The organism is Sabulibacter ruber (genome assembly GCF_017355955.1).
Lineage (GTDB): Bacteria > Bacteroidota > Bacteroidia > Cytophagales > Hymenobacteraceae > Nibribacter > Nibribacter ruber_A.
The window spans coordinates 1,956,610-1,981,036 of record NZ_JAFFID010000001.1; the positions used below are offsets into that span (position 1 = coordinate 1,956,610).

The following is a 24,427-nucleotide window of genomic DNA, read 5'->3' on the forward strand; positions in this document are numbered from 1 at the left end:
ATAAGAGAGCAAACAAGTTTGAATCAGGAACTACAAAAATAAAACTATAGACAATGGGAAAAATAATAGGCATTGACTTAGGAACTACCAACTCTTGCGTTGCGGTAATGGAGGGTAACGAACCAGTGGTGATTCCGAACAGCGAAGGCCGCCGGACTACTCCGTCCATCGTGGCTTTCCTGGACAACGGGAACGGTGAGCGTAAAGTAGGTGATCCTGCCAAGCGTCAAGCTATCACTAACCCACAAAATACCATCGCGTCCATTAAGCGTTTTATGGGTCGCGGCTTTTCAGAAGTAAAAGACGAAACCAGCCACGTTTCTTATAACGTGCAGTCTGGCAGCAACAATACCGTGCGTGTTCAAATTGGCGACCGTCAGTTCACACCGCAGGAGATTTCTGCCATGGTTTTGCAAAAAATGAAGCAAACTGCTGAAGACTACCTGGGTACCACAGTAACCGAGGCGGTGATCACAGTTCCTGCTTACTTCAACGACGCACAACGTCAGGCTACGAAAGAAGCCGGACAGATTGCCGGGTTGGATGTAAAACGTATCATCAACGAGCCTACTGCCGCTGCCCTGGCGTACGGTTTGGATAAAAAACACGCTGACCAGAAAATCGCGGTATACGACTTAGGTGGTGGTACCTTCGATATCTCTGTTCTGGAGTTAGGTGACGGTGTGTTTGAAGTATTGTCTACCAACGGTGATACCCACCTGGGTGGTGACGACTTCGACCAAGTAATCATTAACTGGTTGGCAGATGAGTTCAAAGCCGAAGAAGGTATGGACTTACGTACTGACCCAATGGCATTGCAGCGTCTGAAAGAAGCTGCTGAAAAAGCAAAGATTGAGCTTTCCTCTTCTTCTGAGACGGAGATCAACCTGCCCTACATCACGGCTACCCAAACTGGTCCTAAGCACTTAGTGCGCAGACTGTCAAGAGCTAAGTTTGAGCAGTTAGCCGATGACCTGGTACGTCGTTCAATGGAACCGGTTCGCAAGGCGTTACAAGACGCTGGCTTGCAGCCATCTGACATTGACGAAGTAATCCTGGTGGGTGGTTCTACCCGTATCCCAAGAATTCAGGAAGAAGTAGAGAAATTCTTCGGCAAGAAGCCATCTAAAGGGGTGAACCCAGACGAGGTGGTGGCCATTGGTGCCGCTATCCAAGGTGGTGTATTGACCGGTGAAGTGAAAGACGTGTTGTTGCTTGACGTAACTCCGCTTTCATTGGGTATCGAGACCATGGGTGGTGTGATGACCAAGTTGATTGAGGCCAACACAACCATCCCAACCAAAAAGTCTGAGACCTTCTCAACCGCTTCAGACAACCAACCAAGCGTAGAAATCCACGTGTTGCAGGGTGAGCGCCCAATGGCCCGCGACAACCGCACCATCGGTCGTTTCCACTTGTCAGACATTCCACCAGCACCACGCGGCGTTCCTCAGATCGAAGTAACCTTTGATATTGACGCCAACGGTATCCTGCACGTGTCTGCCAAAGACAAAGGAACTGGCAAGGAGCAGAAAATCAGAATTGAGGCTTCCTCTGGTCTGTCTGAGCAGGAAATTGAGCGCATGCGCAAAGAGGCTGAGGCCAACGCCGAGGCTGACCGCGTAGCCAAGGAGCAGGTAGAGAAAGTGAACCAGGCTGACTCTATGATCTTCCAGACCGAAAAGCAGCTGAAAGAGTACGGCGACAAACTTTCTGCCGGCAACAAAACTGCCATTGAGGGTGCCCTGGCTGATCTGAAGAAAGCGCACGAGTCTAAAGACATCGCCGCGATTGACAGCGCTATGGAAAACATCAATAACGCTTGGCAGGCTGCCTCTCAGGAGATGTACAACGCCACCCAGGGTGCTGGCCAGCCAGGTCCAGACGCCGGGTTCGGCGGCGGACAGCCGGGCAGCAACGGTCAGGGAGCCGGCCAACCAGCCGGTGACAACGTGACCGACGTTGACTACGAAGAAGTGAAGTAATTTAAAATAGGTTTAGTTGATAAAGCCTCACCGTACTACGGTGAGGCTTTTTTGTTTTCAATCAGTTTAAATGAAAAATCCTGCTTTTTACTGATTTTACAAGCATTTTAACAATGACTTGAAAACAACCTTTATTTTATTGTTAAATATTGATAACCAATAAATTATTAGGTGCGTAATCTTAGGCTGATAAAGTTACTACCATGCATTACGCCATTTACTCCCGAAACGGTACCCCCGCCTTTTTAGAAGAGGAAACCTTGGTACTAGCAAAAAACACCCTCAAAGTGCTACCTGAAGTTAGCCCCGTTGCGTTATTGGATGAAGAAGGTTGTTTATACCCTATCAAACAGGAAGGGCATAAACCGTTAGAAGAGGCCTTGCTTGCTGCGGATTATCTGGATCTGGATTTTAAGAAGGTAGCCAATCCAATCGGACTGAAATAGCAGTCCATCACCAGCACCCTAAGGCCACTCTAGAAAGAGTGGCTTTTATATTTCCCTATTACTTTTCTCTCCACACTTCCCCGTTTTCCTTTCCTGAAGGCATCTTCAAATTCAAGTTCTTTTCTGATGATTGTCTCCATTGCTTTAAAACCGTTGTAACTTGCAGGGGCAACGCAAAGACGGAAGAGAATGGATTTTATTACCCTAGATTTTGAGACGGCCACCCCAGAACGGGACAGCCCATGTGAGATTGGATTAACATTTGTGCAGAAGGGGCAGATTGTGGGCACAGAAGCCTGGCTAATCAAACCCAAATCTTACCCATATTATAATGGCTTCAACATTGCGGTGCACGGTATTAAGCCGCAGGATGTGAAAGACAAACCCGAGTTTAACCAACTGTGGCCGGAACTGCGGCCTTTGCTGCAGAACCAACTGGTTATTGCGCATAATGCCAGCTTTGACATGAGCGTGCTACGGGCCACCCTCACCACTTACCGCCTGCCTTTTCCGGAGCTAGAATACGCCTGCAGCGTGCAGTTCTGCAAACAGGTGTGGCAGGGTCTACCACAATATGATTTGAAATCGCTCTGCAATCGGCACCAGATCAAATTCCACCACCACCGCGCCGCTGCAGATTCCCGGGCCTGCGCCGAATTAACCCTGAAAGCCCTGGAACATACCAACTGCAGCAACCTGGCAGATTTCCCCGAGAAGCTAAACATCAACCTGGGACGGCTGTTTGAGGGAGGCTATACGGCTTCGTCGGTAAAGAAAGCGCCTAAGAAGAAAAAAGCTTTTCCTTTTTAGAAACACGCTCCCCTACTTCACTTATTTTGAGTAATTCGTCAAAACAAAAAGAAGCTGCCCGCTTAAGGCAGCCTCTTTTTTATGGCTACTTTTTTCAAAGTAATTACAAAACAGTAGAGATTTTAGACACGAAAGCCTCATGCACCTGCTGTCGGGTTAAGATGTGGCCTTGCTTCTGCGCCTCATCGGCTAACTGGAAGCCCAGGCGGGCAGCTGCCATACGCTGGGCCGGGGTGCCGTGGTGTCCTGAGCTGGCAAATCCGCAGTCTCCAATCTGGAAGAAAAGAGTAAGGAAATCCTCTACGCGCTTGCTGTTATAGGTAGCCCCTCTTTTGTGCGTCATATAATACGCTGCCATGAAGTCTGCTTCCAGTTCAGTATAACGGGTTGCCTCGGCTCTGTCCTGGGCTGCTCCGTTGGGGTACCACGCAGACATATTTTTGAATTGGATCTGGTGAGCCCACTCGTGCGCCAGAATGCCAGTCCAAACAATGCCTGGCTCTACTCCTGTCTCGGTGAGCATCTCTACAATACCGTCTCCAATCACGATCAGGTTCCGGTAGGTAGTAGCGAATCCATCCAAGGCGAAGAAAGGTGATTCCGGAAGGTAAGACGAGAAGGTGTTAAAGTAGAGAATCTGGTCGGCAGCGGCGTAAGCCTGCTCACGGGTCTTAATGTTGGCCCCTACAATCTGGTAAACGTCTGCCAGTTTCTCGCGGTCGTTCAGGGTGGCGGTGTGCTGCCCGTTCAATTGAATCAGATTAGGCATGTCCCAGAAAGCCTCCAGGTCTCTCTTCCGCTTCGCCATCAGCTCAGTATATTCTCCGTTCTGGCCGAAATACTGCTCAGAAGTATCAAAGTAAGCCGAGTACTGGTTCAGGGTCATGTACAGGTTCAATACGGAATTGGCGGCCTGCGCCGACCCGAAGAGGGCGATCAGGTCTTTTCCGAGGGGAGCTAAATACTTATTCTGCACGGCTACGAACTGGGTGGGACCACAAGTGCTGGGAGCCACGGCATCATAGGTGAAGAGATTTCTGAGGTTCTCACCCGGTGCCGCATAGTCAGCTGGCGTAGTGAGGGCTAGGTTTTGGGGGATTTCTAGGCCAGAGGCAGGCAACACGCCTACATTCCGCAACTGAGAGCCTGTTTTCACGCTCAGCTCTTCCATCTGGTTTTCACAGGAAGCGGTAGCAAATCCTACCGCAAGGCACATCAGGGCAAACGTAGATTTTTTCATTGAAGGGATTTTGATTATGAATAAAATTAGAAATGTGTTTCTGTATATATGAGTTTTTCAATTATCTCACAGGAGATAAAAATTAAAGTTTAAGAAACCTTGGAAACTGAATTTACAATTTTATTCTCAGAACACCACAATGTTATTTTTTTCTTTTACCTGATTATCTGGCAAGAACAACTTTCTGCCGCTGTCTTAAAACCTCCAGAGTACAACTTAAGCCTGCCGAAAAATTCTGGCTGGAAGTACCTTTGTTTAGTTGAAACCGGTTCTGAAAGAAAGCCAAGCACTGCCGCTGCCCTCCTACCTTTAACCTAAGTTTGAATTTGCCGCCTCGGGCAAAAACAACCTCCATAAGAGCCGTTCTTGCCTGTTTCATCTTTCCGGTTTTTAGGCTAAATTTCTGGAAACGGCCCGAAAATGTTCCTGAAAGAGTTTCCTGACTACCAACAGCTGAAAGCCCAAGCCGACAGGGCTTTTCAGGACGATGCTGTGCCTGATGCAGGAAGTTCACTTAAACCTACGTTTGATTGGCCGCTGGTCATTCTAAACACCCACTCCAGCCACTGCCACCGGCCCGACATCAAAGGACCTTTTTCGCTGTTTACCAACATCAGCGGAACCTCTTACGTGAGCGCGGGCAGCAAGAAAGTAGCGGTACCGCAAGACTGTTTTTTCCTGACCAACCGGGCTCAGTACTACACCCTTGATATTGACAGCAAGAACCAACCCGTGGAAACCTTTAACCTGCACATAGGCCAAAATCTGTGGGAAGATTATATCAGGGCAAACATCCACCAGGCGCCGTATTTGTTAGACAATCCCTTTTCCGCCTCCCTTGCGACCGGACTATCTGAGTTCCCTAATCAGCTGCAACGAAAATCGCCTGCGCTAAGCCAGGCTCTGCAGCGGCTGCATCAACTTGGTTCCCTGCTCAAAGTAGATACCCTGGAACTGCAGGAGCAATTGGTTCCTTTGCTGCAAGCCCTGTTCCACCAGAAAGAAGAGCTTCATCAGAAACTCAACCAGCTTGTTGTCACGAAGGCAAGCGCCCGCGCTGAGCTATTCAGACGGATCGCCCTGGCTACTGATTACCTGCTGTCTTACCCAGAACTGAACCCAACCTTAGAGGAGCTGGCGCAGGTAGCCTGCTTGTCTAAATTCCATTTCCTGCGGGCCTTCACCCAAGTGCACGGTAGCACCCCGCACCAGTTTCTGCTACGGCACCGCATTGAGCGCAGTGTGCCTCTGTTGCTCAAAACCAGAATGCCGATAGCCGAGGTGGCTTTGCTGTGCGGGTATGAGGAGATTTCGGTGTTCAGCCGCACGTTCCGGAAGGTCATGGGCTGCTCCCCCGCTTTGTTCCGGCAAGCCAGAAATTAGCAATTTTTGTCAAACAGATTGGGGCTGTTACGCTTCATCTTTGCCGCATACAAACAACAATGTGTGTTATGAAAGCAGACTATCTAACCCAAGCCCAAGCCGGTTTTGCCATTCTCACCCTGCTGTGTCTCCTCTTAAGCATAGTAGGTGTACACCGTACCTTCCTGAGAATGGGTCTTTCCCCAGAAACCGCCGCAAAACGAACCAGAACAGTTGCTGCCCTCCTGGTGGGTTGGCTTGCCTTTACCAGCATCCTGGCCTGGAGCGGATTTATGGCTAATTTTTCCGTAGCTCCGTTGAACATGATGCCCGCTCTGCTCCCGCCCTTGGTGGTAGTGCTGGTAGTAACCTTTCATGGCGGCACCCAACGCTTCATCCGTCACCTGCCCGCAAAAGGATTGCTGAACCTGCAGGCTTTCAGAATACCGGTGGAGGTTTTTCTGTGGTGGCTGTTTCTGGCCCAAGCCTTGCCCGAGCGCATGACCTTTGAGGGCCAGAATTGGGACGTGCTTTCAGGCATTGCGGGCCCAGTGTTTGCCTTGCTATGCTACGGAGGCACGCGGTACAATCAGAAACTAGCCACTTTTTACAATCTGGCAGGTTTAGCTTTGCTGCTCAATATTGTAGCTACGGGAATGCTTTCTCTGCCCACACCTTTCCGGGTTTTCTTTGAGGCGCCAGGATCGGGCATTATGGCTACCTTTCCGGTGATGTTTCTGCCCACGTTTCTGGTGCCATTGGCCTATACGCTCCATTTCTTCTCCCTCAGGAAAGCTGCCCTGGAAAGAAAAGAAGCCAGGGTTCATCAGAAACAGAGAACAGTAACAGCCTAACCAGGTGCTCGCCGCAGCTTCCCGCAGGTTGTTTTAGACCTGATTTCCATAAAATAACCTAAAACAGGAGTTACTTTTTACTCAGTTGCGTCACGCTCACAAAGCCCCTGCCGCCATCTAGTACCACTTTCCAGCCTTTTTTGCGGAGCGAGCGTTTGATGAACTCGTTCAGGAACCCGTGGGCCACCAATACAGCTATTCCGCTGGTCTCGGCCTCTAAGGCTAACTTATCCGCTGCCTGCGAGGCCCGTTTTCTGGCTTGTTTAAAGCTTTCAATGTCTTTCTGGTTCAGGCCCAGCATCCAGAGAACGCGTGAGGTAGCCTGCCACCAGATAAGCGGAAACTTCCCCAGGGGCAATCCCCAGATGCGGTTCTCAAACTCCACAAACGTGGCATCCTCTATCATGTGCACATCTGGGCCAAACAGCATGCGGGCGGTGGCTTTGGCGCGGGGCAGAGTGCTGCAGTACACCTTGGAGATGAATTCCAGCGGCAGATGCTCGCTGCGTTCAATAATTTGCTCTACTTCGGCCAAGTTGTAGTCTTTCAGGTACTGGGTGGCCTGCTCTTTACTGAACAGACCTTTCCGGTTGAGAACGGGGCGGGCGTGCCGGATGAGGTAGATGTGCGGGGTGCTGGTACTCATACCACTGCATACCGCGAAGTACCACCCTACGGTTACTTCTGTTTTAGACCGGTATTCAGGAAACAGGCAGGAAAACGCCCCAATGTATTATTGAGCCGCCATGGAATTGTTGCCCTTGTGCCGCCTGAGCGCCTTCATGTAAACCACCAGTTCATCCATCTGCTCGCGGGAGATCTCGTGCTTCTTAAAGGAAGGCATCCGACCGATGCCCAGAAAAAAAGCTTTGCTCCGCACCCTGAACCTTAGGGCAATGCCGGGCAGCGGGATATTGTTAAGCGATGGTCCTAATCCGGCCTCGCCCAACGGATGGCAGCGCTGGCAGTTCTGCATGAACACCACGCGCCCATTTTCCAGTTGCTGGGTACGGAAGGACATAGGGCCCATAATAGGTTCACTGCGCCGGGCCGAGCCACAACTACTTACTACCAGCAGGAACAGGCCACCCAGAACTGCCTTCCAATAGCTGCCTTGATTTATTTGCTTTCTCATCTGCCTGCGGTTTTAGTGATTTTCCATACAACTCCGGTCTGCTGCTTGGGCGCGGGGCCCTGTTCTGTCATGGGCATTATGCCAAAATCTACCACGTACAGTTCTGTGCCGGCCGGGTTAAACTTCACGGCAATGGGTCTTTCCAAGCCGCCATTCTTCATGATGGAAGCCGGTCCGTTGGTCTTACTTTTGTTCACCGCGAAATCTTCAATAACGCCATTCCCCGGATTCACCCGCACCACTTTGAACCCCACTGGGCCGTAGGTGTGCCCTACTTCGGGCGTCATATCACCAAACTGAGCGATAAACGCCTCGCCAACGTGTCCAAAACCGGCGTTGCGGGAGAAGTCCAGCCCATTGGAAGAGGAATGCACTCCCAGGATGGCAGCAGGTTTGGGAGGTGTGCCCGGGTGTTTGGCCAACAGGAATTTAGGGTCATCATGCGGCGTTTTGTAATCGTCTGAGGCCATGGACTGCCCCGCGGCAAAATCTGGCCAGCCATACCATTGGCCGGGCTGCACGGCCCACAGCACATCGCCGGTTCCGTAACCCGGTCTGCTGCCGCGGGTGTCATAGCCGTTATCTGTCACGTACAGCTGGTTATTGGGCGAGAACGCCAACCCGAAGGGGTTACGCAAGCCCCAGGCCACCAACTCCAGGGGTCCGCCTTGCAGGGGCACCCGCAGAATAGCGCCGGAGCACGGCAGAGCGCCTTTAATGACCTGGTTAGGCGTGCTGGGCGTCCCGAACGGCAGATAAGCACCGGTGGAGACCTCGTCTTTGTCGTTCTCTGTTAAGGGATTGTAGGTGGTGAAGTTTTGCCCGTTCAGGACAATGTCTTTGCAGGGAATATCATGGAAAGTGGGGTTCCGTTTAAGCCAGCCGTAATGGTAATTATCGGTGCCCACTATCCCCGAATTGGTAGCCGTTCCCTGCCCGAAATACAGGTAACCGTCTTGCCCTACCACGGGAGCATCGGTGTGGTGATCGCCCATGCTGGGCAAATTCTCCACCAGTCTGGTAATCTGCCCGGCTTTGGAAATCTTGAGGATACGCCCACCTTCCAGTTCTCCGCCTTCTGAAATGTAAAAGAAACCGTTATGGTAAGTGGCCCCGGTCCAGGGACCGTTTTTATCTCCGGCCGCAATCTGGGTAGTGGTTCCGTCTGGGTTCAGGCGCAGCAGTTTGGGAGGTAACCAGACCTCGCCATAAGCATAACCTGCCTCGGTTACGTAAGCCGTGCCCTGCTCGTCAAACGTGATACCGGTAGGATACGTCAGGTTGGTGGCTACCGGCGCAATGGTATAGCCGGCGGGCAAGGCTACATCCTGAGGCTGCAAGGCCCTGGTCAGGGGTTCAAAGGTCTTAGGCCCCCCGTAATGTCCTTTTATCTTGTAGCACCCGAAGGCCAGGAAAGTCAATAAGCTCCACACGAAAAGTCTGTACTGTTTCTTCATAGGCAGTGACAAAGAGTAAGTCTCTTTTTCAATACTTTTAGGAAGAAAAAGAGTTGCCTTTGTACCTTCTCCGGAAACGATTACTTTAGCGAAGCAATCACTCTCTTGCCAAGAAACCCATGAGAATCCGCTTTCTGCTCCTGCTTGTGTTTGTGCTGATGTTTGTGGCCTTTGCCATTGTACAATGGAATGACCCAGATCCGGCGATCTGGATTCCTATTTACCTGGTGGCCGCAGTTCTGTGTTACATGGCCTACAAACGCAGGCTGGCGCAATGGATATACGGAGCAGCATTTCTGGCTTATGCAATAGGCGCCGTGGTAATGTGGCCTACGGTCTACCAGGGCATTACCTTCAGCATGGACCGTTCACCGGCAATTGAAGAAGCTCGGGAGTCGCTGGGCCTTTCCATCTGCGCTTTGGCCATGGCGTATTGCCTTATTCTTGGCTGGGGCTACAGAAAAGGGCGCAGCTAAAGAATATGCAATCCTTAATTATTACAGAATGGCTCACCTTTCTTCATTGAAATGTATTTTCTTGGCACTTTTTCTTTCCAATTGACAGGAGGAGGTAAAAGAAGGAATTTGTCATTTGAAATTTCCCTATATATTAGAACCTGAAAAGTATTCAGATCCGCAATTGTATCTACTTATTTTTAAATCATAATCATACTTTCAAATTCCTTCTTCTCATTACCAAATGAAAAAAAGTTTACTTTCACTATTCTTTGCTTTTCTTGCTTTTACAGTCTTTGCTCAAAGGAATTTTAAACCAGGTTATATAATTCAAAAAGGAGATACCCTGAAAGGACAAATCAGTCAGAAGGGAGCAGTTAAGAGTAGCCAAAAAGTGATATTCAGACCTTCGTCTGAGGCTACTGCCATTATCTACACTCCCTCTCAGATTGATGGATACGGCACTCAAGATGGGCACCGATTTGAATCTTTTATTTTGGGTAAGGGAGATACGGCAAGAAGTCTGTTTCTTAATGTCTTGGTACAAGGAAAAACCAGTTTATACGCCTATCGGGATGAGGAAAGTGAAGTTCATTATTATGTTATAAAAGAGGGAACAACCCGGGAGTTAATCAGGAAAAAGGTAAAAGAAGTTCAGCCAGACGGACAAAGAGTACTTAAAACATATGATTTCTATAAAGGCACTCTTCAGGAAATGACCCAAGATTGCCCTGCTTTAACTATCAAAAGGAAAAAGCTTACTTTCAACCAAAATTCTTTCAGTGACTTTATTGTAAATTACAACCAATGCACTGCCCCCACCAGCCTTACCTACATTTCTAAACCAGAAAAAGTAGAGGTGACGTGGGGGGCTGTTATTGGAGGAGCCATCTCTACCTTGCAAGTTGAGAATGTTAATCCTAAGGTATTCAATGAAACTTACAATTCAGGACTAGAACCAACAGGTGGTCTATTCATTAATTCTACAACTCCATGGGTAAGTAAAAAGCTATCTTTTCAGTTAGAAGCTTTGTACAACCGCGTGAGATATGCACAAGATCTATCAGATAAGGAATTATTCAAGGAGAATGAGTATAAGATAGATATAGATTTAACGTACTTGAAAGTACCGTTATTAGTACGTTACTCACTTCCGGTAGGCAAGGTAGAACCCTTTGTGAACATAGGTATGGCCCACTCCTTCGCTATAAAGCATAAGCAAGAGGTGCATATTACCTCTACCAGCAGTTCTGGTGAAAAAACAGAAGAACAACGTTATTTCCTCCAGGACTTTAATCCATCAGAATCAAGGTGGGGGTATGTAGAATCTTTCAGAAGTTATTCTCAATCCTTCTTTGTAGGTACAGGAGCTAAATTACCTTTTGGTACTAAGCATAAGCTTTCTCTGGAAGCACGTTATGAAGCGAGCAATGGTTTTTCTGGAAACCAGAACTTTGGCACTGACACAAAGCACTTCTTAGTATTGGTTGGCTTTTCTTTATAGGATTCCTTCTCCCTTATTATAAACCGAAGCATACAATTGGTTTCTGACAGATTTAAATTCAGAGCTGGTCAGAGGTCTCAAAGAAGACATGAGTTGCAATCGTACCCATGGTTTTTCTTCCTCATACGGAGGCTGCCAATACTCAAAATCATTCAAGTGGAAGCCCAGGCGCTCATAGAAATTTATCCGGCGCTGTGCCTCCTGGGTGAAAGGCGGTTCCACTTCCAGAATCATGGGTTGCTTAGAGATTTCCAGCAGGGCGGTCAACGCTTTTGTTCCTGCTCCCTTGCCTCGTTGGGAAGGCTGAACAGCGAAATGCTCCAGAAAAGTGAACCTCGGAAACTGCCAAAGCCCGAAGAATCCGGCAAATTCACCCTGGCAGACAATAGAGAGGAACCGATAACCATGGTTTAAGAAAAGCTGTTCCTGTTGCTCAAGCGTGCGGCGTTCCTCAGTTGGGAAAGCCTCTTCATACAACTGCCACGCCAGATGAAATTCCGGCGTGGCAGTTGAGTGTATGGGATGTACGGTGCACAAGGCTTAGTCCATTTCAATATCGCCGCGGCGCAGTTGCTCTACAGAACGCATTACTTTGTCGCGTTGCGTTTCACGGTGTTTTTCCAAAGCATCGGCGATGACGGCGTTAGTGCTTCCCAGGATCTGGGCGGCCAGCAGACCGGCGTTGGTAGCTCCGTTTAGGGCCACGGTGGCAACGGGCACCCCAGAAGGCATCTGCAAAATAGACAGGATAGAATCCCAACCATCAATGGAGTTGCTGGATTTCACCGGAACGCCAATTACCGGCAGTGTGGTAAGGGCCGCCACCATGCCCGGTAAGTGCGCCGCCCCACCGGCTCCGGCTATAATAGCTTTTAAGCCTCTCTTGCGGGCTCCTTCGGCGTACTCCAGCATGCGGTGCGGGGTACGGTGCGCTGACACAATGGTCACTTCAAACGGAATGTTCAACTGTTCCAGGATATCTGTGGCGCCTGACATTACCTTCAGGTCTGACTGGCTGCCCATGATAATTCCAATTAAGGGAGTGTTTTTATCTGGTGATTGGCTCATGCAATGATTCTTAAGCGGTTCTTAATGGTATCTGCTTTTTGTTTTACTTCTTCAATAGTAGGAGCCAACACGGTTAGGTGTCCCATTTTGCGGTACGGGCGGGTGAACTTCTTGCCGTACAGATGGATGTAAACACCAGGTTCTCCAATGGTCTCTGCCAGGCCCTCATAAACCGCTTCGCCTGAATAACCTGCTTCTCCTAGTAAATTCACCAGAACCGCCGGGCAATGGGGCTCAGTATCACCCAAAGGTAGTCCCAGGATGGCGCGCAAGTGTTGATCAAACTGAGAGGTAGCATTGGCTTTCATGGTGTGGTGCCCGCTGTTATGCGGCCGGGGCGCCACTTCATTCACCAGGATCTGTCCGTCACGGGTCACAAACATTTCCACGGCCAGCAGCCCCACAATGTCCAATGCGGTAGTTACGTGAGTGGCAATCTCAATGGCCATGCGTTGCAGTTTGTACGCCACCTGGGCCGGCGCCAACAGGTAATCTACCAGGTTGTGCTCTGGGTGCATCACCTGCTCTACTACTGGAAACGCCTTCACCTCGCCCTGCACGTTACGGGCACAGATCACTGAAATCTCGGTTTCAAAGTCCACCAGTTTCTCCAGCACACTGGGAGCCTGGAACGCTTTCCCGAAGTCATCCTGAGAAGCCAACCTGATTACGCCGTTGCCGTCATAACCGCCGCGTCTCAGTTTCTGGAAGGCGGGCAGAAACCCAACGCTGGCTTCCAGTTCGGTGAAGTCTTGCAGCAATTTGAAATCTGCGGTGGGGATGGAGTGTTGCTGGAAAAACTCTTTCTGCAGGCCTTTGTCCTGAATGGTGCGGAGCGATGCCGGTTTAGGATACACCTGTACCCCTTCTTTCTCCAGCGCAAACAGGGCATCCACGTTCACGTGCTCAATCTCAATGGTGAGATGGGTACAACGCTTCCCAAACGCATAGACCGTGTCATAATCTTTGAAGCTGCCGTGTACAAACTCCTCGCAGAGGTGCCGGCAAGGTGCGTGTTCATCTGGGTCCAGCACCAGCGTGTATAAATTGTAGTCAATACCGGCCTGGAGCAACATGCGGCCCAGTTGCCCTCCTCCTAATATGCCTAATCGTATATTATTCATGAAGATGTTCTTGCTTCAGATTTTTGTAAAAATTGAATAAGGCCAGCGGGCAGACAAGCCCTGGTTCAGCCCAAAGCCCAAATCTCATAGTTATGCGGGTAAGCTACAAGTTTTTTGCCCAGAACACGGTTTATTTTCTTAGGTCGCTTATATTTGGCTCCTCTTTTGAGGTAAGTCCCCATATAAGTTACGAAATCCTAAATCTCAGATTCTTTAAAAAAATCAGTATAGCGCTAAAACCCTGGCTTTTCTGCTTGTGAGATTTTTAAAAGATATAGATACAAGAAAAGCACCCATACCCACTTTCATAATTTTATGACTACTTCCTACCGGCTCCTCCTCCTGGAAGATGACCAAACCCTGGCTGAGACCCTTGTCCAAGCTTTAAACAAACAGAACCTTTACTCCCAACGCATTGACGTTCAGGCTCTCCGCTACAAAGAGTTTGAGGACCGATTTGGCACTGCCCGTAATTCTACCCGTGAACTGATTGTGATGGGCGGGAAAGCCAGCCTTCAGTTTGAACCAGACACCAATCTTCTCAGAGCCGTGCTCACCCAGTTAGTTCGTTCCCACGTGTTTGTCCTGACTGCTACCACAGATGCCAAACAGATTCTTTCCTACTGGCAACCCGGTGTAAACGGCGTGATAGAACGCAACCAGGAAGCATCCAGATGGCTGATTAGGGCTATCCAACGCTTGCAATTAGTACAAATCCAGCGCACCTACACCAGATTCTCCAAACCAGAGCCCACTGGATTTTGGGGCAAGCTCCGCAGCATGATGAGCTAATTCCTGTTTTAAAATTCCATTTGCTTTAAGGTACCTACATCAACAGGTGTAGGTATTTTCCGTATTTTGGGAGCAATGGAAATCCTACTCGCTACCTTCTCGGCTCTCTTCTCGGTAGTCAACCCGTTTGGTGCTATGCCGGTGTTCCTGACCCTTACGCAAGACGACACCACCTCCCGCCGAAACCAGCAAGCCCTGCGCGCCTGCGTGTACATGATCCTAATTCTGACGGTCTTCTTCCTGGCGGGGCAGGCCGTGCTGGACTTCTTCGGTCTCCGGATCCATGATCTGCGTATTGCGGGCGGCATCATGATTATGCGGGCGGGTTTTGAGCTGCTCAACCCCAAAGCCGAAGATGGCAAGAAAATCTCCAAAGACGTGGTAGCCGAGGGGGTGGAAAAAGAAGACATTTCCTTCACGCCTTTAGCCATGCCGCTGCTCTCAGGTCCGGGTTCCATTGCCGTGGTCATCAGCCTTTTCACCAAATCCCTGACCGTGATTGACATGGGCCTGACGGTGCTGGCGATTGTGTTACTGGGCTTGGTGACGTACATCATCCTGCTTTTCTCTCCCCGCCTGATGATATTCATGGGCAAAGCCGGCCTGGCCGCCCTGGCCAAGATCATGGGTTTCATTGTGCTTTCCCTGGGGGTAAGCTTCATTGTCACTGCTTTACTGGCCCTGTTCAAGTAAGCAGCTCTCTTTTTAAGCTTATTTCTGTAAAACAAGCCTAAAACCAGCTCAGGCAGATAATCCAGGCTCTCCTAAAATTCTGACTCAGAACTCTGAACTCAGAACTCAGGACTTCATTTTTATGCCTTATCTTTGCGCCATGCAATTAAAGAATGACTTGCTGCTGCGCGCCGCCCTGGGCCAGCCAACTGAACGAACCCCTGTGTGGCTCATGCGCCAGGCAGGCCGCATTTTACCTGAATACCGTGCCGTGCGTGCGCGTCTCTCCGGCTTCAAGGAACTGGTAGAAACCCCTGAACTGGCCGCCGAGGTGACCATTCAGCCGGTAGACCTGCTGGACGTGGATGCCGCCATTATTTTCTCCGATATCCTGGTAGTGCCCGAGGCCATGGGCTGCACCTACGAGATGGTGGAAAAACGCGGCCCCTTGTTCCCAAACACCATCAAAACCGCTGCCGATGTAGAAAACGTACGCGTAGCCGACCCGTACGAGCACCTGAACTACGTACTGGAGGCTATCAAAGTAACCAAGCGTGAGTTGAACGGACGCGTGCCGCTCATCGGGTTTGCGGGCGCGCCGTGGACTATTTTCGCCTACATGGTGGAAGGCAGCGGCTCCAAGACGTTCTCCAAAGCGCGTAAAATGCTCTACGAGGCTCCCGAGATGTCGCACCAACTGCTGCGCAAAATCACTGATACTACCATCGCGTATCTGAAGGCCCAGGTAGAAGCCGGCGCTAACCTCATCCAGATCTTTGATTCCTGGGCGGGTATTCTGCCACCGGCGCATTACAAAGAATTCTCGTACCGCTATATCTCCGAGATCTGCCAGGCCCTGCCAGACGTGCCGGTGACCGTTTTCGCCAAAGGCGCGTTCTTCTCCCTCTCAGATTTCGCGAAGCTGGACTGCCAGGTAATCGGGCTGGACTGGAACATGGACATCAAAGACGCGCGCGCCACCGTGGGTGATACTAAAACGCTGCAAGGCAACCTGGACCCTTGCGCCCTCTACAACTCGTTTGAAGGCGTGAAGCGGGAAACCATCAAAATGCTGGACGCTTTCGGGCCGGGCCGCCACATCGCCAACCTGGGTCACGGCGTGTATCCAGACACCGATCCGGAGAAAGTGAAATGCTTCATCCAAACGGTGAAAGAGTACAGCGCCCGCTAAGCGTATTTAGCCTGATTTCCTGAAAATAAAACCGAAACGGCCTCTTGCACCTGGTGCGAGAGGCCGTTTCGGTTTGTAAGCTGTTTTCTCGCTCGCCTCTGGAGTGTGGGAGAAATTACGCGCTGTTTCGCAGATGGGAGATGAGGCATTAGAATCAATGCCCACGTTAACAAGTCAAAAGCCGCTATGTAGTTCAATTTTGCACTGCCTCTCTTTTGAACTTTCCCCTCGCTCGCCTCCGGCGAGTGTGAGTTATTTTTCGGCCTCTGGCCGAAATGCGGGAAAGTTTAATCATTCACATAGCGGCGGGACGCCGCCCTATAACGCACACTCGCCGGAGGCGAGCGAGGGGAATAGTTCAAGCATTCCCATCAGGTTATCCCACTTCTGAGCACTACCCCTACAGTTCTACTTTCACTTCAAAAGCAGCCAGTTCTCTCTGAAGTACTTTTGATTGCTGCGCCTCCTGTTTCAGGCGCTCGCGGTCAATGGGAACTACGCCTACGTGTTCGCAGACCAAGCCGCCGCCCAGATTGGCCAGTTCGGCTAAGGCAGGTAACGGGAGGCCAACGGCCAGACTCAGCGCCGCGATGCTTACCACAGTGTCACCGGCCCCGGAGACGTCTGAGATGGTGCGCACGTGGGCATCCAGGTAGGTTTTGGTTTTCTGGGCCGATTGGCAGAACACACCGCGCTCTGAGAGGGTCACCAGTACATTCTCCAGCGCCAGTTTTTCCTGCAGTTGGTTCACGGCGGCTTCAAACGCCTCCAGGTTATTTTCAGCGAAATCTACTTTCAGGCCTTCTTTGAGTTCTTTCAGGTTGGGCTTGAACAGTGTGCTGCCTTTGTAGGAGAGAAAATTCTTTTTCTTAGGGTCAATGACGGTGGGCACACCGGCTTGCCTTGAAAGGGTCAGGAGTTCGGCAATCACCTCGGCGCTCAGCACGCCTTTGTCGTAATCCTCGAAGATGACCACGTGGGCTTGTTCCAGCAGCTGTTTGAACCGGTCTACCAGGGCTTCGCGCTCCCATTCGTTCAGGTCCGTTTCCACTTCGGAGTCGATCCGGAGTAGTTGCTGGCCGCCGGAGATGATGCGCTGCTTCACGGTGGTGGGCCGATCTGGGCTCAGGACGATGCCCTCCTGGGTCTGGCCTTGCTCGAGCAGCAGTTTAAGCAGGTCAGCGCCTTCCTGGTCATCGCCCACAACGGAGCAGAGAAGCGGGGTGGCGCCAAGGCTCTGCACGTTCAGGGCCACGTTGGCGGCTCCGCCCAGGCGCTGCTCGGTTTTGGTGCGGTTCACAATGGGCACCGGGGCCTCGGGCGACAAGCGCGTGGATTTTCCCCAGAGGTACGCATCAATCATGACATCGCCTACCACCAAGACTTTTAATTGGCTAAAACGGCTGAACAGCGCGGAGACAGTTTGCTGAATGGGCATTCAGAGAGAGAATAGGTTGGAAACAAAACATTGGATAAAACGCCCGTTTTCGGGGCATTTTATCCAATGCAAAGGTAAAGTTAGTAAGAATTTGCGAGACTAGTTTTTAGCTCAGTTTGGCCAAACTAGCCTTAATTCGCTCCAACGCCTCAATCAATTTGGCGTCTGAGGCCGCGAAAGAGAACCGGATACATTCTGGCGCCCCGAAGGCTCCGCCTTCCACCAGGGAAACGTGCGCATCGTTGAGCAAGTACATGGCCAGGTCATTGGCGTTCTGGATCACGGTGTCGCCGGCTGACTTGCCGAAGAACTCGCTCACATCCGGGAAGATGTAGAAAGCGCCCTGCGGCACGTAGGTTTTAATGCCCGGGATGTCCTTCATCAGGCCCAGCACCAGGTCACGGCGGCGCAGGTAAGACGCGCTCATTTCCTCGGCAGAACCGCGGCCGCCTTCCAGCGCGCCTTGGGCGGCTTTCTGGGCAATAGAGCAGGTACCGCTGGTGATCTGGCTCTGCATTTTGTCGCAGGCTTCGGCAATGTCTTTGTGGGCCGCAATGTAGCCTACGCGCCAGCCGGTCATGGCGTATCCTTTGGAGAAGCCGTTCACGGTGATCACGCGGTCTTTGATGGACTCAAAACGAGCCAGGCTGTAGTGCTCACCGGTGAAGTTGATGTACTCATAAATCTCATCGGCGATGACGTGGATTTGCGGGTGTTTTTCCAGAATAGCGGCAAAAGCAGCCAGTTCCTCCTTGGTGAACACAGAACCGGTTGGGTTACACGGCGAAGAGTACATCACCAGCTTGGTGTTGGAGGTGATGGCGTCTTCCAGTTGCTGCGCAGTGATTTTATAGTCGTTCTCCAGAGAGCCGCGCACCGGCACCGGAATCCCCTCGGCCAGCTTCACAACTTCTTCGTAGCTCACCCAGTACGGAGAAACGATGATTACCTCATCGCCGGGGTTCACCAGGCACATCACGGCATTGGCAATAGATTGCTTGGCACCGGTAGACACCACAATGTTCTCGGGTCCATACTCCAGGCCGTTATCACGGCGCAGTTTCTCTACAATGGCTTTGCGCAACTCAGGGTAGCCGGCCACCGGCGTATAGAAAGTGTAGCCATCGTCAATGGCTTTCTTGGCAGCGTCTTTGATATATTGAGGGGTCTGGAAATCTGGCTCCCCGAAACTCAAGTTGATAACATCTACCCCTTTGGCGGCCAGTTCCCGGGCCTTCTTCGCCATCGCGATGGTCTGGGACTCAGCGAGGGAGGTGATGCGGTCTGAAAGTGTTTTTTGTTGGCTAGTAATCATCTCTTGAAAAGACATAACGGTGTAGGTTCAAAATTAGGAGCTTTTGCCGTTTTTATAGTGAAATCTTCTGGAATTAATTAGTCTTTCAGCTAAACTGCCCTCATTGATGCCAAACTAACGGGCAATCTTTAGGCAAAGCATATTTTTTGGAGGAAAGGTAGACAGTTAATTTAATACGGATTGGAGCTCAAAAAGTCTTACTTCTGCTCCCCTATTTACTTATCTAAGCCGGGCGCCCCAGCTTGGAGATATTGCGAGCCAGGATGACCAAGTCTGCATAAGGCGTGTAATCTTTGGCATAAACCACTTCCATCTGGCGGGCAACAGCCGGACTGATGCGGTTACTAGTTACCTTGTCTACCGGCGAAAGGATGGCGGGCTTGGAGTCTGGCGTGGCCGTGGCTTTGAGGCCCACCCACTGATACAGCCCGATGAGGTTGCCCAGGCAGTTCTTCAGAAACTGCTTTTTGCCTTTGATGCGCCAGATCAGGAACGGCGACACGGCCAGCAACAGTGCGCTCACCAGCGAGTTCAAGACCGCTTTGTTCCGGCGGTGGTACGGGTTGAGCAGGTTCACCTCAATGTGCAGCGCGTAATAGTCGCCGGGGGCGTTCTTGGACGAGCTCCCGATGATGTAGGTGCTGTTCTCGGGCAGAATCTTGAACTCCACGGCGCTGTTATGGATCTGCACCATCCACTCAATAATCTGGGAAACAGGCAAGTCCTTGCCGCAGAAAATCAGCTCATTGATTTTATAGATTTCGATGACTTCTTTGATCTGCCGCAAATCTGCCCCCGTGTGCTGTGGCTCCAGGTGCGCTACTGGTTCCTGGGCCCCGGCCTGCCGCAACAACGACGAAGCGCGTTTCACTTCCTTGCTACTACCCACCACCGCAATGCGCTTGGCTTTCTGCTCACCAAAGCGCCAATGCCCGTATTTGATGTAGTGCCAGATCAGTCGCCAGAGGGTCATGCCTACCAAGCCAACCAGCACGGCTACCAGCAAATGTTTCTTATTGGTTTTTCCTACAATGCTCACCACGCTGGAGAAGGCCATGAGCAAGATACTGCCCCACAGCATGCCCCGTACTAGCCAGTACAGGCGCGTGGGCCTGTCATAAGCACCGCTGAAGTAAGCCGCCCCCAACCAAACCCCAAAGTACGCCGCCCACATGGGAGAAACCTCTAACGAGAACGGATCTGGCACTACCTTCTCGCCTACCAACACGCCCAACGCCAGGCACAGCCCATCCAGGAAGATAGGGAACACCCTCTGTACCGCCCTTGAAAGAAGCGCCACCCCGGCTCTCAAGTAAATCGCCAGTCTAATCAGGAAGGAATAAAGCCTGGCCTGACGACCGCTGAAATGCTTCTCGGCAAACACCATCATGGCCCGGTAGAACATGAACACGTAGTTCACGCTGGTTTTGCGGGTGCTTTCGCCTTTGTAATGGATGATGCGGGTGTGGGGGAAATAAATGACATCATAGCCGCCTTCCTTGATGCGGTAAGAGAGGTCTATGTCCTCGCCGTACATGAAGAAGTCCTCATCCAGCAGCCCTACTTTCTCCAGCGCCTCGGCCCGCATGAACATGAAGGCCCCGGCAAGGATGTCAATTTTATGCACCTCATCGCAGGACAGGTGACCTAAATGGTAACGGTTGAATACCCCCGATTTGGGAAACAGGGCGGCCAGCCCAAATACCTTGGAAAAAGCCACCCAAGGCGTAGGAAGCCCCCGTTTGGACTCAGGCAGGAATTTACCCGCTCCGTCCATCATTTTCACGCCCAACGCCCCGGCCTTTGGGTTGGCCTCCATGTACTGAAAACAGGCCAGAAACGTGTCTTCCTCCACCACCGTGTCTGGGTTGAGCAACAGCACGTATTTGCCCTGCGCCTGCCTAATGGCTTGGTTATTGGCTTTGGAGAACCCCAGGTTGTCTTTGTTGGCCATCAGGATGACCTCGGGGAAGCGCCGCCGCACCATCTCCACCGATCCGTCTACCGAGTTGTTGTCTACCACAAACACCTCTACCTGCAGCCCTCTCACGGCCTTCCTGACGGAAAGCAGGCATTGCTCCAGAAAATAGCTGACGTTGTAATTAACAATAATGACGGAGAGGTCTTTCAAGCAGGGTACCGTTGGAGTCTGTAGATGCTGGGGATTATGGTTGTAATTTCAGAAAAGAACTACAAACATAAAAAAAGCAGGAACGAATGTTCCTGCCTTCTGCCCATTTCTGGTGTGTTTTCTGTAAAATAAGCCAAAAACCTAGCTTTGGCTGTATGCGGTGCGGTCCAGGATACTGCGGCCCAGGGTAATCTCATCGGTGTATTCCAGTTCGCCGCCCACGGGTACGCCCCGCGCGATGCTGGAGATACGGGCCGGATAATCTTTCAATTTTCTGGTCAGGTAAAACGCCGTGGTGTCTCCTTCCATGGTAGGGCTAAGGGCCAGGATGATTTCCTTTACCTCAGAAGTAGGCAACCGCTCAATCAACGACTGGATGTGCAGGTCTGAGGGGCCAACGCCTTCCAGCGGAGAGATCACGCCGCCCAGCACGTGGTACAGGCCTTTGTACTGCGCCGTGTTCTCAATAGCGATCACATCGCGCATGTCGCTCACCACGCAGAGCAAACTACGGTCGCGGAGCGGATTGGCGCAGATGCCGCATACCTCAGTGTCTGAGATGTTATGGCAGGTTTTACAATACCTGATGCCGGTACGCATGCGCACCAGCGACTCAGAAAGTTGTTTGGTATCTTCGGTTTCGGCTTTGAGCAAGTGTAATACCAAGCGCAGGGCCGTTTTCTTGCCTACGCCAGGTAACTTGGCCAACTCATCTACCGCGTTTTCAATCAGTTTGGAAGGAAAATTCATCCAGTTAATTCAGGGTTTAAACGATATCCGCTGAGATACCCCGGTCGTGGATGGCGGTGCACATGGTCAGCAGCTCGGTGAAAGTACCCAGCTTCACGGTGCATTTCCCTTTGTAGTGGATCAACATGGTACACTGCTCGGCCTGCTCCTGTGTGTGGCGGCAGACCTGCACCAAGGTATTAATCACGTGCTCAAACGTATTTACGTCGTCGTTGTACACCACCAGCTCCCGCATGTCAGTGGTCTCCTCCAACAACAGCACGTCTTCCTGCTCCAGAATTTCGGTTAGAATGTCCATAACGCAAAATTAAGCAATTAACATGAGTATAGGAAGCTCCTCTGCTCCGGTCTCAGCAAAAGTAAAACAGCTAAAAAACGCCTCTTGTTCCTGAAAAATGGGTAGTTTAGCCTAATTTTTGATTGTACTACCGGCCTTTGAATTTGGTTTACTTTTCCGTTTTGAGGCCTGAATTTTTCATTGTACCCTGATATGACGCATAAACAACCGCTTGCCGGGCTCCTGCTGCTCTGGCTTTCGTTTCTGGGCTCTTTTTCGGTAATGGCGCAGCAAAAGACGCTTACCGTAGAGGATGCTTTCCAGAATCCTTCCCTCACCCCCGCCAACCTTCGCCAGCTCACCTGGGTGCCCGGCACCAACGAGTACAGTTACGTAAGTGACCGCTACGACCAGCTTCTGCGCGGCTCCATTAAAGGCAATACTCAGGTCATCTTAACCGCCACCGACCTGAGTGCTGCCCTGGAGAAAGCCGGAGCCAGCAAAGTTTCCACCGTGAATGGTTTGCAGTGGCTTAACGGCCAGGAAGTTCTCCTGAACCAGAAAGGCACCGTGTACCGCTACAACGTGCAAACCAAAACTGGTCAAGCTTTTTACAAACTGGATGCCGCCGCCGAGAACGTAGACTTTGCCCCCAACAAGCAACGCGCCGCCTATACCAAAGCGCAGGACCTGTTTATCTCCCAGCCCGGCAAAGAGAACGTGCCCATCACGCAGGAAACCAACCCCGAGATTGTGAACGGACAGGCGGCCCACCGCTCTGAGTTCGGGATCACGAAGGGTACGTTCTGGAGCCCCAGCGGCAACAGCCTGGCGTTTTACCGCATGGACCAGACCATGGTCACCGATTACCCGCTGGTAAGCATTGACCAGATGCCCGCCAAACTCAACAACATCAAGTACCCCATGGCGGGCGGCAAAAGCCACCACGTGACCGTGGGCGTGTACAACGTGGCCTCTGGCAAAACCATCTTCCTGAAGACCGGCGAGCCCGCCGAGCAGTACCTCACCAACCTGACCTGGAGCCCCGACGAGAAACACATCTACCTGGCCGTGGTGAACCGCGCCCAGAACCACATGTGGCTGAACCAGTACGATGCCGCCACCGGTGCCTTCGTGAAAACCTTGTTTGAGGAGCAGAACGAGAAATGGGTAGAGCCCGAGCACCCGCTGTACTTTGTGCCGGGCAGAACTGACCAATTCGTGTGGATTAGTGAGCGCGACGGCTTCAACCACCTGTACCTCTACAACACCAATGGCCAACTCATCCGCCAGTTGACCAAAGGCGAGTGGGTGGTGACGGATTTGGTGGGTTTTGACAAAAACGGCCGCGAAACGTACTACACTTCCACCGCCGAAAGCCCGCTGGAGCGCCACTTGTATGCCGTAGAACTGAGCACCGGCCGCACTGGTAGACTCACCCAGGGAAGCGGCGTGCACAACATCAGCTTCGGGCCCACCAGCCAGTACTTCATTGATAACTACAGCAGCCCGGTAACCCCGCGCACCATCCGCATCCTGGACACCGATGCCGGGAAAGTGGCCAAAACCTTGCTGGTGGCGCAAAATCCGCTGCTGGACTACAAACTAGGCGAGACCACCATTTTTCCCATCAAGGCCGAGGACGGTACCGATCTTTTCTGCCGCATGATCACGCCGCCCAACTTTGATGAGAAAAAGAAATACCCGGTGGTGGTGTACGTGTACGGCGGTCCGCACGCCCAAATGATCACCAACAGCTGGCTGGGCGGCTCTAACCTCTGGATGCAGCTGATGGCCCAGAAAGGCTACATTGTGTTCACCCTGGACAACCGCGGCTCGGCCGATAGAGGTCGGGCGTTTGAGCAGGCCATCTTCCGGCAGGTAGGCACCCCCGAGGTAAGCGACCAACTGAAAGGCGTGGAATACCTCAAGGGCCTGCCTTACGTAGATGCGTCTCGCCTGGGCGTACACGGCTGGAGCTACGGTGGCTTCATGACCACTTCGTTAATGCTGAAACACCCCGATGTGTTCAAAGTAGGCATCGCCGGTGGTCCCGTCATTGACTGGCGCCTCTATGAAATCATGTACACCGAGCGCTACATGGACACGCCCCAGGAAAACCCGCAGGGCTACGAAAAAGCCAACCTGCTCAACTACGTGAAAAACCTGAAAGGCAAACTGCTCATGATCCACGGCACCGTTGACGATGTGGTGGTATGGCAACACAGCCAGGCCTTCCTCAAGAAAGCCGTAGACGAAGGTGTTCTGCTGGATTACTTCGTGTACCCGGGCCACCCGCATAACGTGATGGGCAAAGACCGCGTGCACCTGTACAAGAAAGTGACGCAGTACTTTGATGAGCATTTGTAAAAGAGAGAGCGTTTTAGCCTTCCTTTCTGAAAAACAGCCCTAAAACAGAA

At 51.5% G+C, this 24,427-nt stretch carries 24 protein-coding genes; 12 read left to right on the forward strand and 12 right to left on the reverse strand.

Annotated features, from left to right (window positions below; translation table 11 throughout):
* The first annotated feature begins 53 nt into the window (after positions 1-53).
* The 3 genes from dnaK to JT719_RS07910 all read left to right on the forward strand — a co-directional run bounded on the left by dnaK (position 54) and on the right by JT719_RS07910 (position 3,241).
* Complete coding sequence (dnaK, locus tag JT719_RS07900; protein ID WP_207432269.1) at positions 54-1,985, forward strand: molecular chaperone DnaK; 1,932 nt, start codon at positions 54-56, stop codon at positions 1,983-1,985.
* Positions 1,986-2,188: 203 nt separating this feature from the next.
* Positions 2,189-2,431, forward strand: a complete 243-nt coding sequence (locus JT719_RS07905; protein ID WP_207432270.1) for a hypothetical protein — start codon at positions 2,189-2,191, stop codon at positions 2,429-2,431.
* Between the two features lie 189 nt (positions 2,432-2,620).
* A complete protein-coding gene (locus JT719_RS07910) occupies positions 2,621-3,241 on the forward strand; it encodes a 3'-5' exonuclease (RefSeq protein ID WP_207432271.1) in 621 nt (206 codons plus the stop codon).
* A 103-nt stretch (positions 3,242-3,344) separates the two neighbouring features.
* Here the strand turns inward: JT719_RS07910 and JT719_RS07915 are convergent, their stop codons facing one another.
* Complete coding sequence (locus JT719_RS07915) at positions 3,345-4,481, reverse strand: neutral zinc metallopeptidase (RefSeq protein ID WP_207432272.1); 1,137 nt, start codon at positions 4,479-4,481, stop codon at positions 3,345-3,347.
* A gap of 99 nt (positions 4,482-4,580) precedes the next feature.
* Here JT719_RS07915 and JT719_RS07920 point away from each other — a divergent pair, with 99 nt between their 5' ends.
* From JT719_RS07920 to JT719_RS07930, 3 genes are all read left to right on the forward strand, one after another.
* Positions 4,581-4,799: a hypothetical protein gene (locus JT719_RS07920; RefSeq protein WP_207432273.1), complete on the forward strand. Its 219-nt coding sequence runs from the start codon at positions 4,581-4,583 to the stop codon at positions 4,797-4,799.
* A 102-nt stretch (positions 4,800-4,901) separates the two neighbouring features.
* Positions 4,902-5,864: a helix-turn-helix transcriptional regulator gene (locus JT719_RS07925; protein WP_207432274.1), complete on the forward strand. Its 963-nt coding sequence runs from the start codon at positions 4,902-4,904 to the stop codon at positions 5,862-5,864.
* Positions 5,865-5,932: 68 nt separating this feature from the next.
* Positions 5,933-6,697 carry a hypothetical protein gene (locus tag JT719_RS07930; RefSeq protein ID WP_207432276.1) on the forward strand — a complete coding sequence of 255 codons (765 nt, stop codon included), beginning with the start codon at positions 5,933-5,935 and terminating at the stop codon, positions 6,695-6,697.
* A 70-nt stretch (positions 6,698-6,767) separates the two neighbouring features.
* Here JT719_RS07930 and JT719_RS07935 read toward each other — a convergent pair whose 3' ends face one another.
* From JT719_RS07935 to JT719_RS07945, 3 genes are all read right to left on the reverse strand, one after another.
* Positions 6,768-7,343, reverse strand: coding sequence for a histidine phosphatase family protein (locus tag JT719_RS07935; protein WP_207432277.1), 576 nt, complete (start codon positions 7,341-7,343; stop codon positions 6,768-6,770).
* Between the two features lie 87 nt (positions 7,344-7,430).
* Positions 7,431-7,832, reverse strand: coding sequence for a c-type cytochrome (locus tag JT719_RS07940; RefSeq protein WP_207432278.1), 402 nt, complete (start codon positions 7,830-7,832; stop codon positions 7,431-7,433).
* A complete protein-coding gene (locus JT719_RS07945) occupies positions 7,829-9,289 on the reverse strand; it encodes a PQQ-dependent sugar dehydrogenase (protein WP_207432279.1) in 1,461 nt (486 codons plus the stop codon). Before JT719_RS07945 ends, JT719_RS07940 begins: the two co-directional genes overlap by 4 nt.
* 119 nt (positions 9,290-9,408) lie before the next feature.
* On the opposite strand from JT719_RS07945, the gene JT719_RS07950 reads away from it, so the two are divergent.
* Positions 9,409-9,765 carry a transmembrane 220 family protein gene (locus tag JT719_RS07950; protein ID WP_207432280.1) on the forward strand — a complete coding sequence of 119 codons (357 nt, stop codon included), beginning with the start codon at positions 9,409-9,411 and terminating at the stop codon, positions 9,763-9,765.
* A gap of 223 nt (positions 9,766-9,988) precedes the next feature.
* A complete protein-coding gene (locus JT719_RS07955) occupies positions 9,989-11,248 on the forward strand; it encodes an outer membrane beta-barrel protein (protein ID WP_207432281.1) in 1,260 nt (419 codons plus the stop codon).
* Here the strand turns inward: JT719_RS07955 and JT719_RS07960 are convergent.
* The 3 genes from JT719_RS07960 to JT719_RS07970 are packed head-to-tail and all read right to left on the reverse strand — an operon-like array spanning position 11,243 to position 13,440.
* Positions 11,243-11,785, reverse strand: coding sequence for a GNAT family N-acetyltransferase (locus tag JT719_RS07960; protein ID WP_207432282.1), 543 nt, complete (start codon positions 11,783-11,785; stop codon positions 11,243-11,245). The two genes, JT719_RS07955 and JT719_RS07960, sit on opposite strands and share 6 nt — an antisense overlap.
* A 3-nt stretch (positions 11,786-11,788) precedes the next feature.
* A complete protein-coding gene (gene purE, locus JT719_RS07965) occupies positions 11,789-12,316 on the reverse strand; it encodes a 5-(carboxyamino)imidazole ribonucleotide mutase (protein ID WP_207432283.1) in 528 nt (175 codons plus the stop codon).
* Complete coding sequence (locus JT719_RS07970) at positions 12,313-13,440, reverse strand: 5-(carboxyamino)imidazole ribonucleotide synthase (protein WP_207432285.1); 1,128 nt, start codon at positions 13,438-13,440, stop codon at positions 12,313-12,315. Before JT719_RS07970 ends, purE begins: the two co-directional genes overlap by 4 nt.
* Positions 13,441-13,755: 315 nt before the next feature.
* On the opposite strand from JT719_RS07970, the gene JT719_RS07975 reads away from it, so the two are divergent.
* From JT719_RS07975 to hemE, 3 genes are all read left to right on the forward strand, one after another.
* Positions 13,756-14,232, forward strand: a complete 477-nt coding sequence (locus JT719_RS07975; protein WP_207432287.1) for a hypothetical protein — start codon at positions 13,756-13,758, stop codon at positions 14,230-14,232.
* 75 nt (positions 14,233-14,307) lie between these two features.
* Positions 14,308-14,925, forward strand: coding sequence for a MarC family protein (locus tag JT719_RS07980; RefSeq protein WP_207432288.1), 618 nt, complete (start codon positions 14,308-14,310; stop codon positions 14,923-14,925).
* Positions 14,926-15,064: 139 nt separating this feature from the next.
* Positions 15,065-16,096, forward strand: a complete 1,032-nt coding sequence (hemE, locus tag JT719_RS07985) for a uroporphyrinogen decarboxylase (protein WP_207432289.1) — start codon at positions 15,065-15,067, stop codon at positions 16,094-16,096.
* A gap of 400 nt (positions 16,097-16,496) precedes the next feature.
* Here hemE and JT719_RS07990 read toward each other — a convergent pair whose 3' ends face one another.
* From JT719_RS07990 to JT719_RS08010, 5 genes are all read right to left on the reverse strand, one after another.
* Complete coding sequence (locus tag JT719_RS07990) at positions 16,497-17,534, reverse strand: bifunctional heptose 7-phosphate kinase/heptose 1-phosphate adenyltransferase (protein ID WP_207432290.1); 1,038 nt, start codon at positions 17,532-17,534, stop codon at positions 16,497-16,499.
* A gap of 106 nt (positions 17,535-17,640) precedes the next feature.
* The gene (locus JT719_RS07995; protein WP_242693102.1) at positions 17,641-18,864 is read right to left on the reverse strand and encodes a pyridoxal phosphate-dependent aminotransferase; all 1,224 of its coding nucleotides are present in this window, start codon (positions 18,862-18,864) and stop codon (positions 17,641-17,643) included.
* A gap of 208 nt (positions 18,865-19,072) precedes the next feature.
* Entirely contained in the window at positions 19,073-20,980 is a 1,908-nt protein-coding gene (locus JT719_RS08000; RefSeq protein ID WP_207432291.1) for a glycosyltransferase family 2 protein, read from the reverse strand.
* A 141-nt stretch (positions 20,981-21,121) separates the two neighbouring features.
* Positions 21,122-21,730, reverse strand: coding sequence for a recombination mediator RecR (gene recR / locus JT719_RS08005; protein WP_207432292.1), 609 nt, complete (start codon positions 21,728-21,730; stop codon positions 21,122-21,124).
* 16 nt (positions 21,731-21,746) lie between these two features.
* Positions 21,747-22,028 carry an ATP-dependent Clp protease adaptor ClpS gene (locus tag JT719_RS08010; protein ID WP_205499697.1) on the reverse strand — a complete coding sequence of 94 codons (282 nt, stop codon included), beginning with the start codon at positions 22,026-22,028 and terminating at the stop codon, positions 21,747-21,749.
* Positions 22,029-22,220: 192 nt separating this feature from the next.
* Here JT719_RS08010 and JT719_RS08015 point away from each other — a divergent pair, with 192 nt between their 5' ends.
* Positions 22,221-24,377 (forward strand): S9 family peptidase, encoded by a 2,157-nt coding sequence (locus tag JT719_RS08015; protein WP_207432293.1) that lies wholly within the window; start codon positions 22,221-22,223, stop codon positions 24,375-24,377.
* The last annotated feature ends 50 nt before the right edge of the window (positions 24,378-24,427 follow it).

Coding starts and splice junctions, on each gene's coding strand:
- JT719_RS07930 (WP_207432276.1), top strand. CDS start 5,933: ATGAAAGCAGACTATCTAACCCAAGCCCAAGCCGGTTTTGCCATTCTC.
- JT719_RS07950 (WP_207432280.1), top strand. CDS start 9,409: ATGAGAATCCGCTTTCTGCTCCTGCTTGTGTTTGTGCTGATGTTTGTG.
- JT719_RS07925 (WP_207432274.1), top strand. CDS start 4,902: ATGTTCCTGAAAGAGTTTCCTGACTACCAACAGCTGAAAGCCCAAGCC.
- JT719_RS07955 (WP_207432281.1), top strand. CDS start 9,989: ATGAAAAAAAGTTTACTTTCACTATTCTTTGCTTTTCTTGCTTTTACA.
- recR (WP_207432292.1), bottom strand. CDS start 21,730: ATGAATTTTCCTTCCAAACTGATTGAAAACGCGGTAGATGAGTTGGCC.
- JT719_RS07905 (WP_207432270.1), top strand. CDS start 2,189: ATGCATTACGCCATTTACTCCCGAAACGGTACCCCCGCCTTTTTAGAA.
- JT719_RS08010 (WP_205499697.1), bottom strand. CDS start 22,028: ATGGACATTCTAACCGAAATTCTGGAGCAGGAAGACGTGCTGTTGTTG.
- JT719_RS07910 (WP_207432271.1), top strand. CDS start 2,621: ATGGATTTTATTACCCTAGATTTTGAGACGGCCACCCCAGAACGGGAC.
- JT719_RS08015 (WP_207432293.1), top strand. CDS start 22,221: ATGACGCATAAACAACCGCTTGCCGGGCTCCTGCTGCTCTGGCTTTCG.
- hemE (WP_207432289.1), top strand. CDS start 15,065: ATGCAATTAAAGAATGACTTGCTGCTGCGCGCCGCCCTGGGCCAGCCA.
- JT719_RS07995 (WP_242693102.1), bottom strand. CDS start 18,864: ATGTCTTTTCAAGAGATGATTACTAGCCAACAAAAAACACTTTCAGAC.
- JT719_RS07975 (WP_207432287.1), top strand. CDS start 13,756: ATGACTACTTCCTACCGGCTCCTCCTCCTGGAAGATGACCAAACCCTG.
- JT719_RS07945 (WP_207432279.1), bottom strand. CDS start 9,289: ATGAAGAAACAGTACAGACTTTTCGTGTGGAGCTTATTGACTTTCCTG.
- JT719_RS07940 (WP_207432278.1), bottom strand. CDS start 7,832: ATGAGAAAGCAAATAAATCAAGGCAGCTATTGGAAGGCAGTTCTGGGT.
- JT719_RS07970 (WP_207432285.1), bottom strand. CDS start 13,440: ATGAATAATATACGATTAGGCATATTAGGAGGAGGGCAACTGGGCCGC.
- JT719_RS07935 (WP_207432277.1), bottom strand. CDS start 7,343: ATGAGTACCAGCACCCCGCACATCTACCTCATCCGGCACGCCCGCCCC.
- JT719_RS07915 (WP_207432272.1), bottom strand. CDS start 4,481: ATGAAAAAATCTACGTTTGCCCTGATGTGCCTTGCGGTAGGATTTGCT.
- purE (WP_207432283.1), bottom strand. CDS start 12,316: ATGAGCCAATCACCAGATAAAAACACTCCCTTAATTGGAATTATCATG.
- dnaK (WP_207432269.1), top strand. CDS start 54: ATGGGAAAAATAATAGGCATTGACTTAGGAACTACCAACTCTTGCGTT.
- JT719_RS07980 (WP_207432288.1), top strand. CDS start 14,308: ATGGAAATCCTACTCGCTACCTTCTCGGCTCTCTTCTCGGTAGTCAAC.
- JT719_RS07990 (WP_207432290.1), bottom strand. CDS start 17,534: ATGCCCATTCAGCAAACTGTCTCCGCGCTGTTCAGCCGTTTTAGCCAA.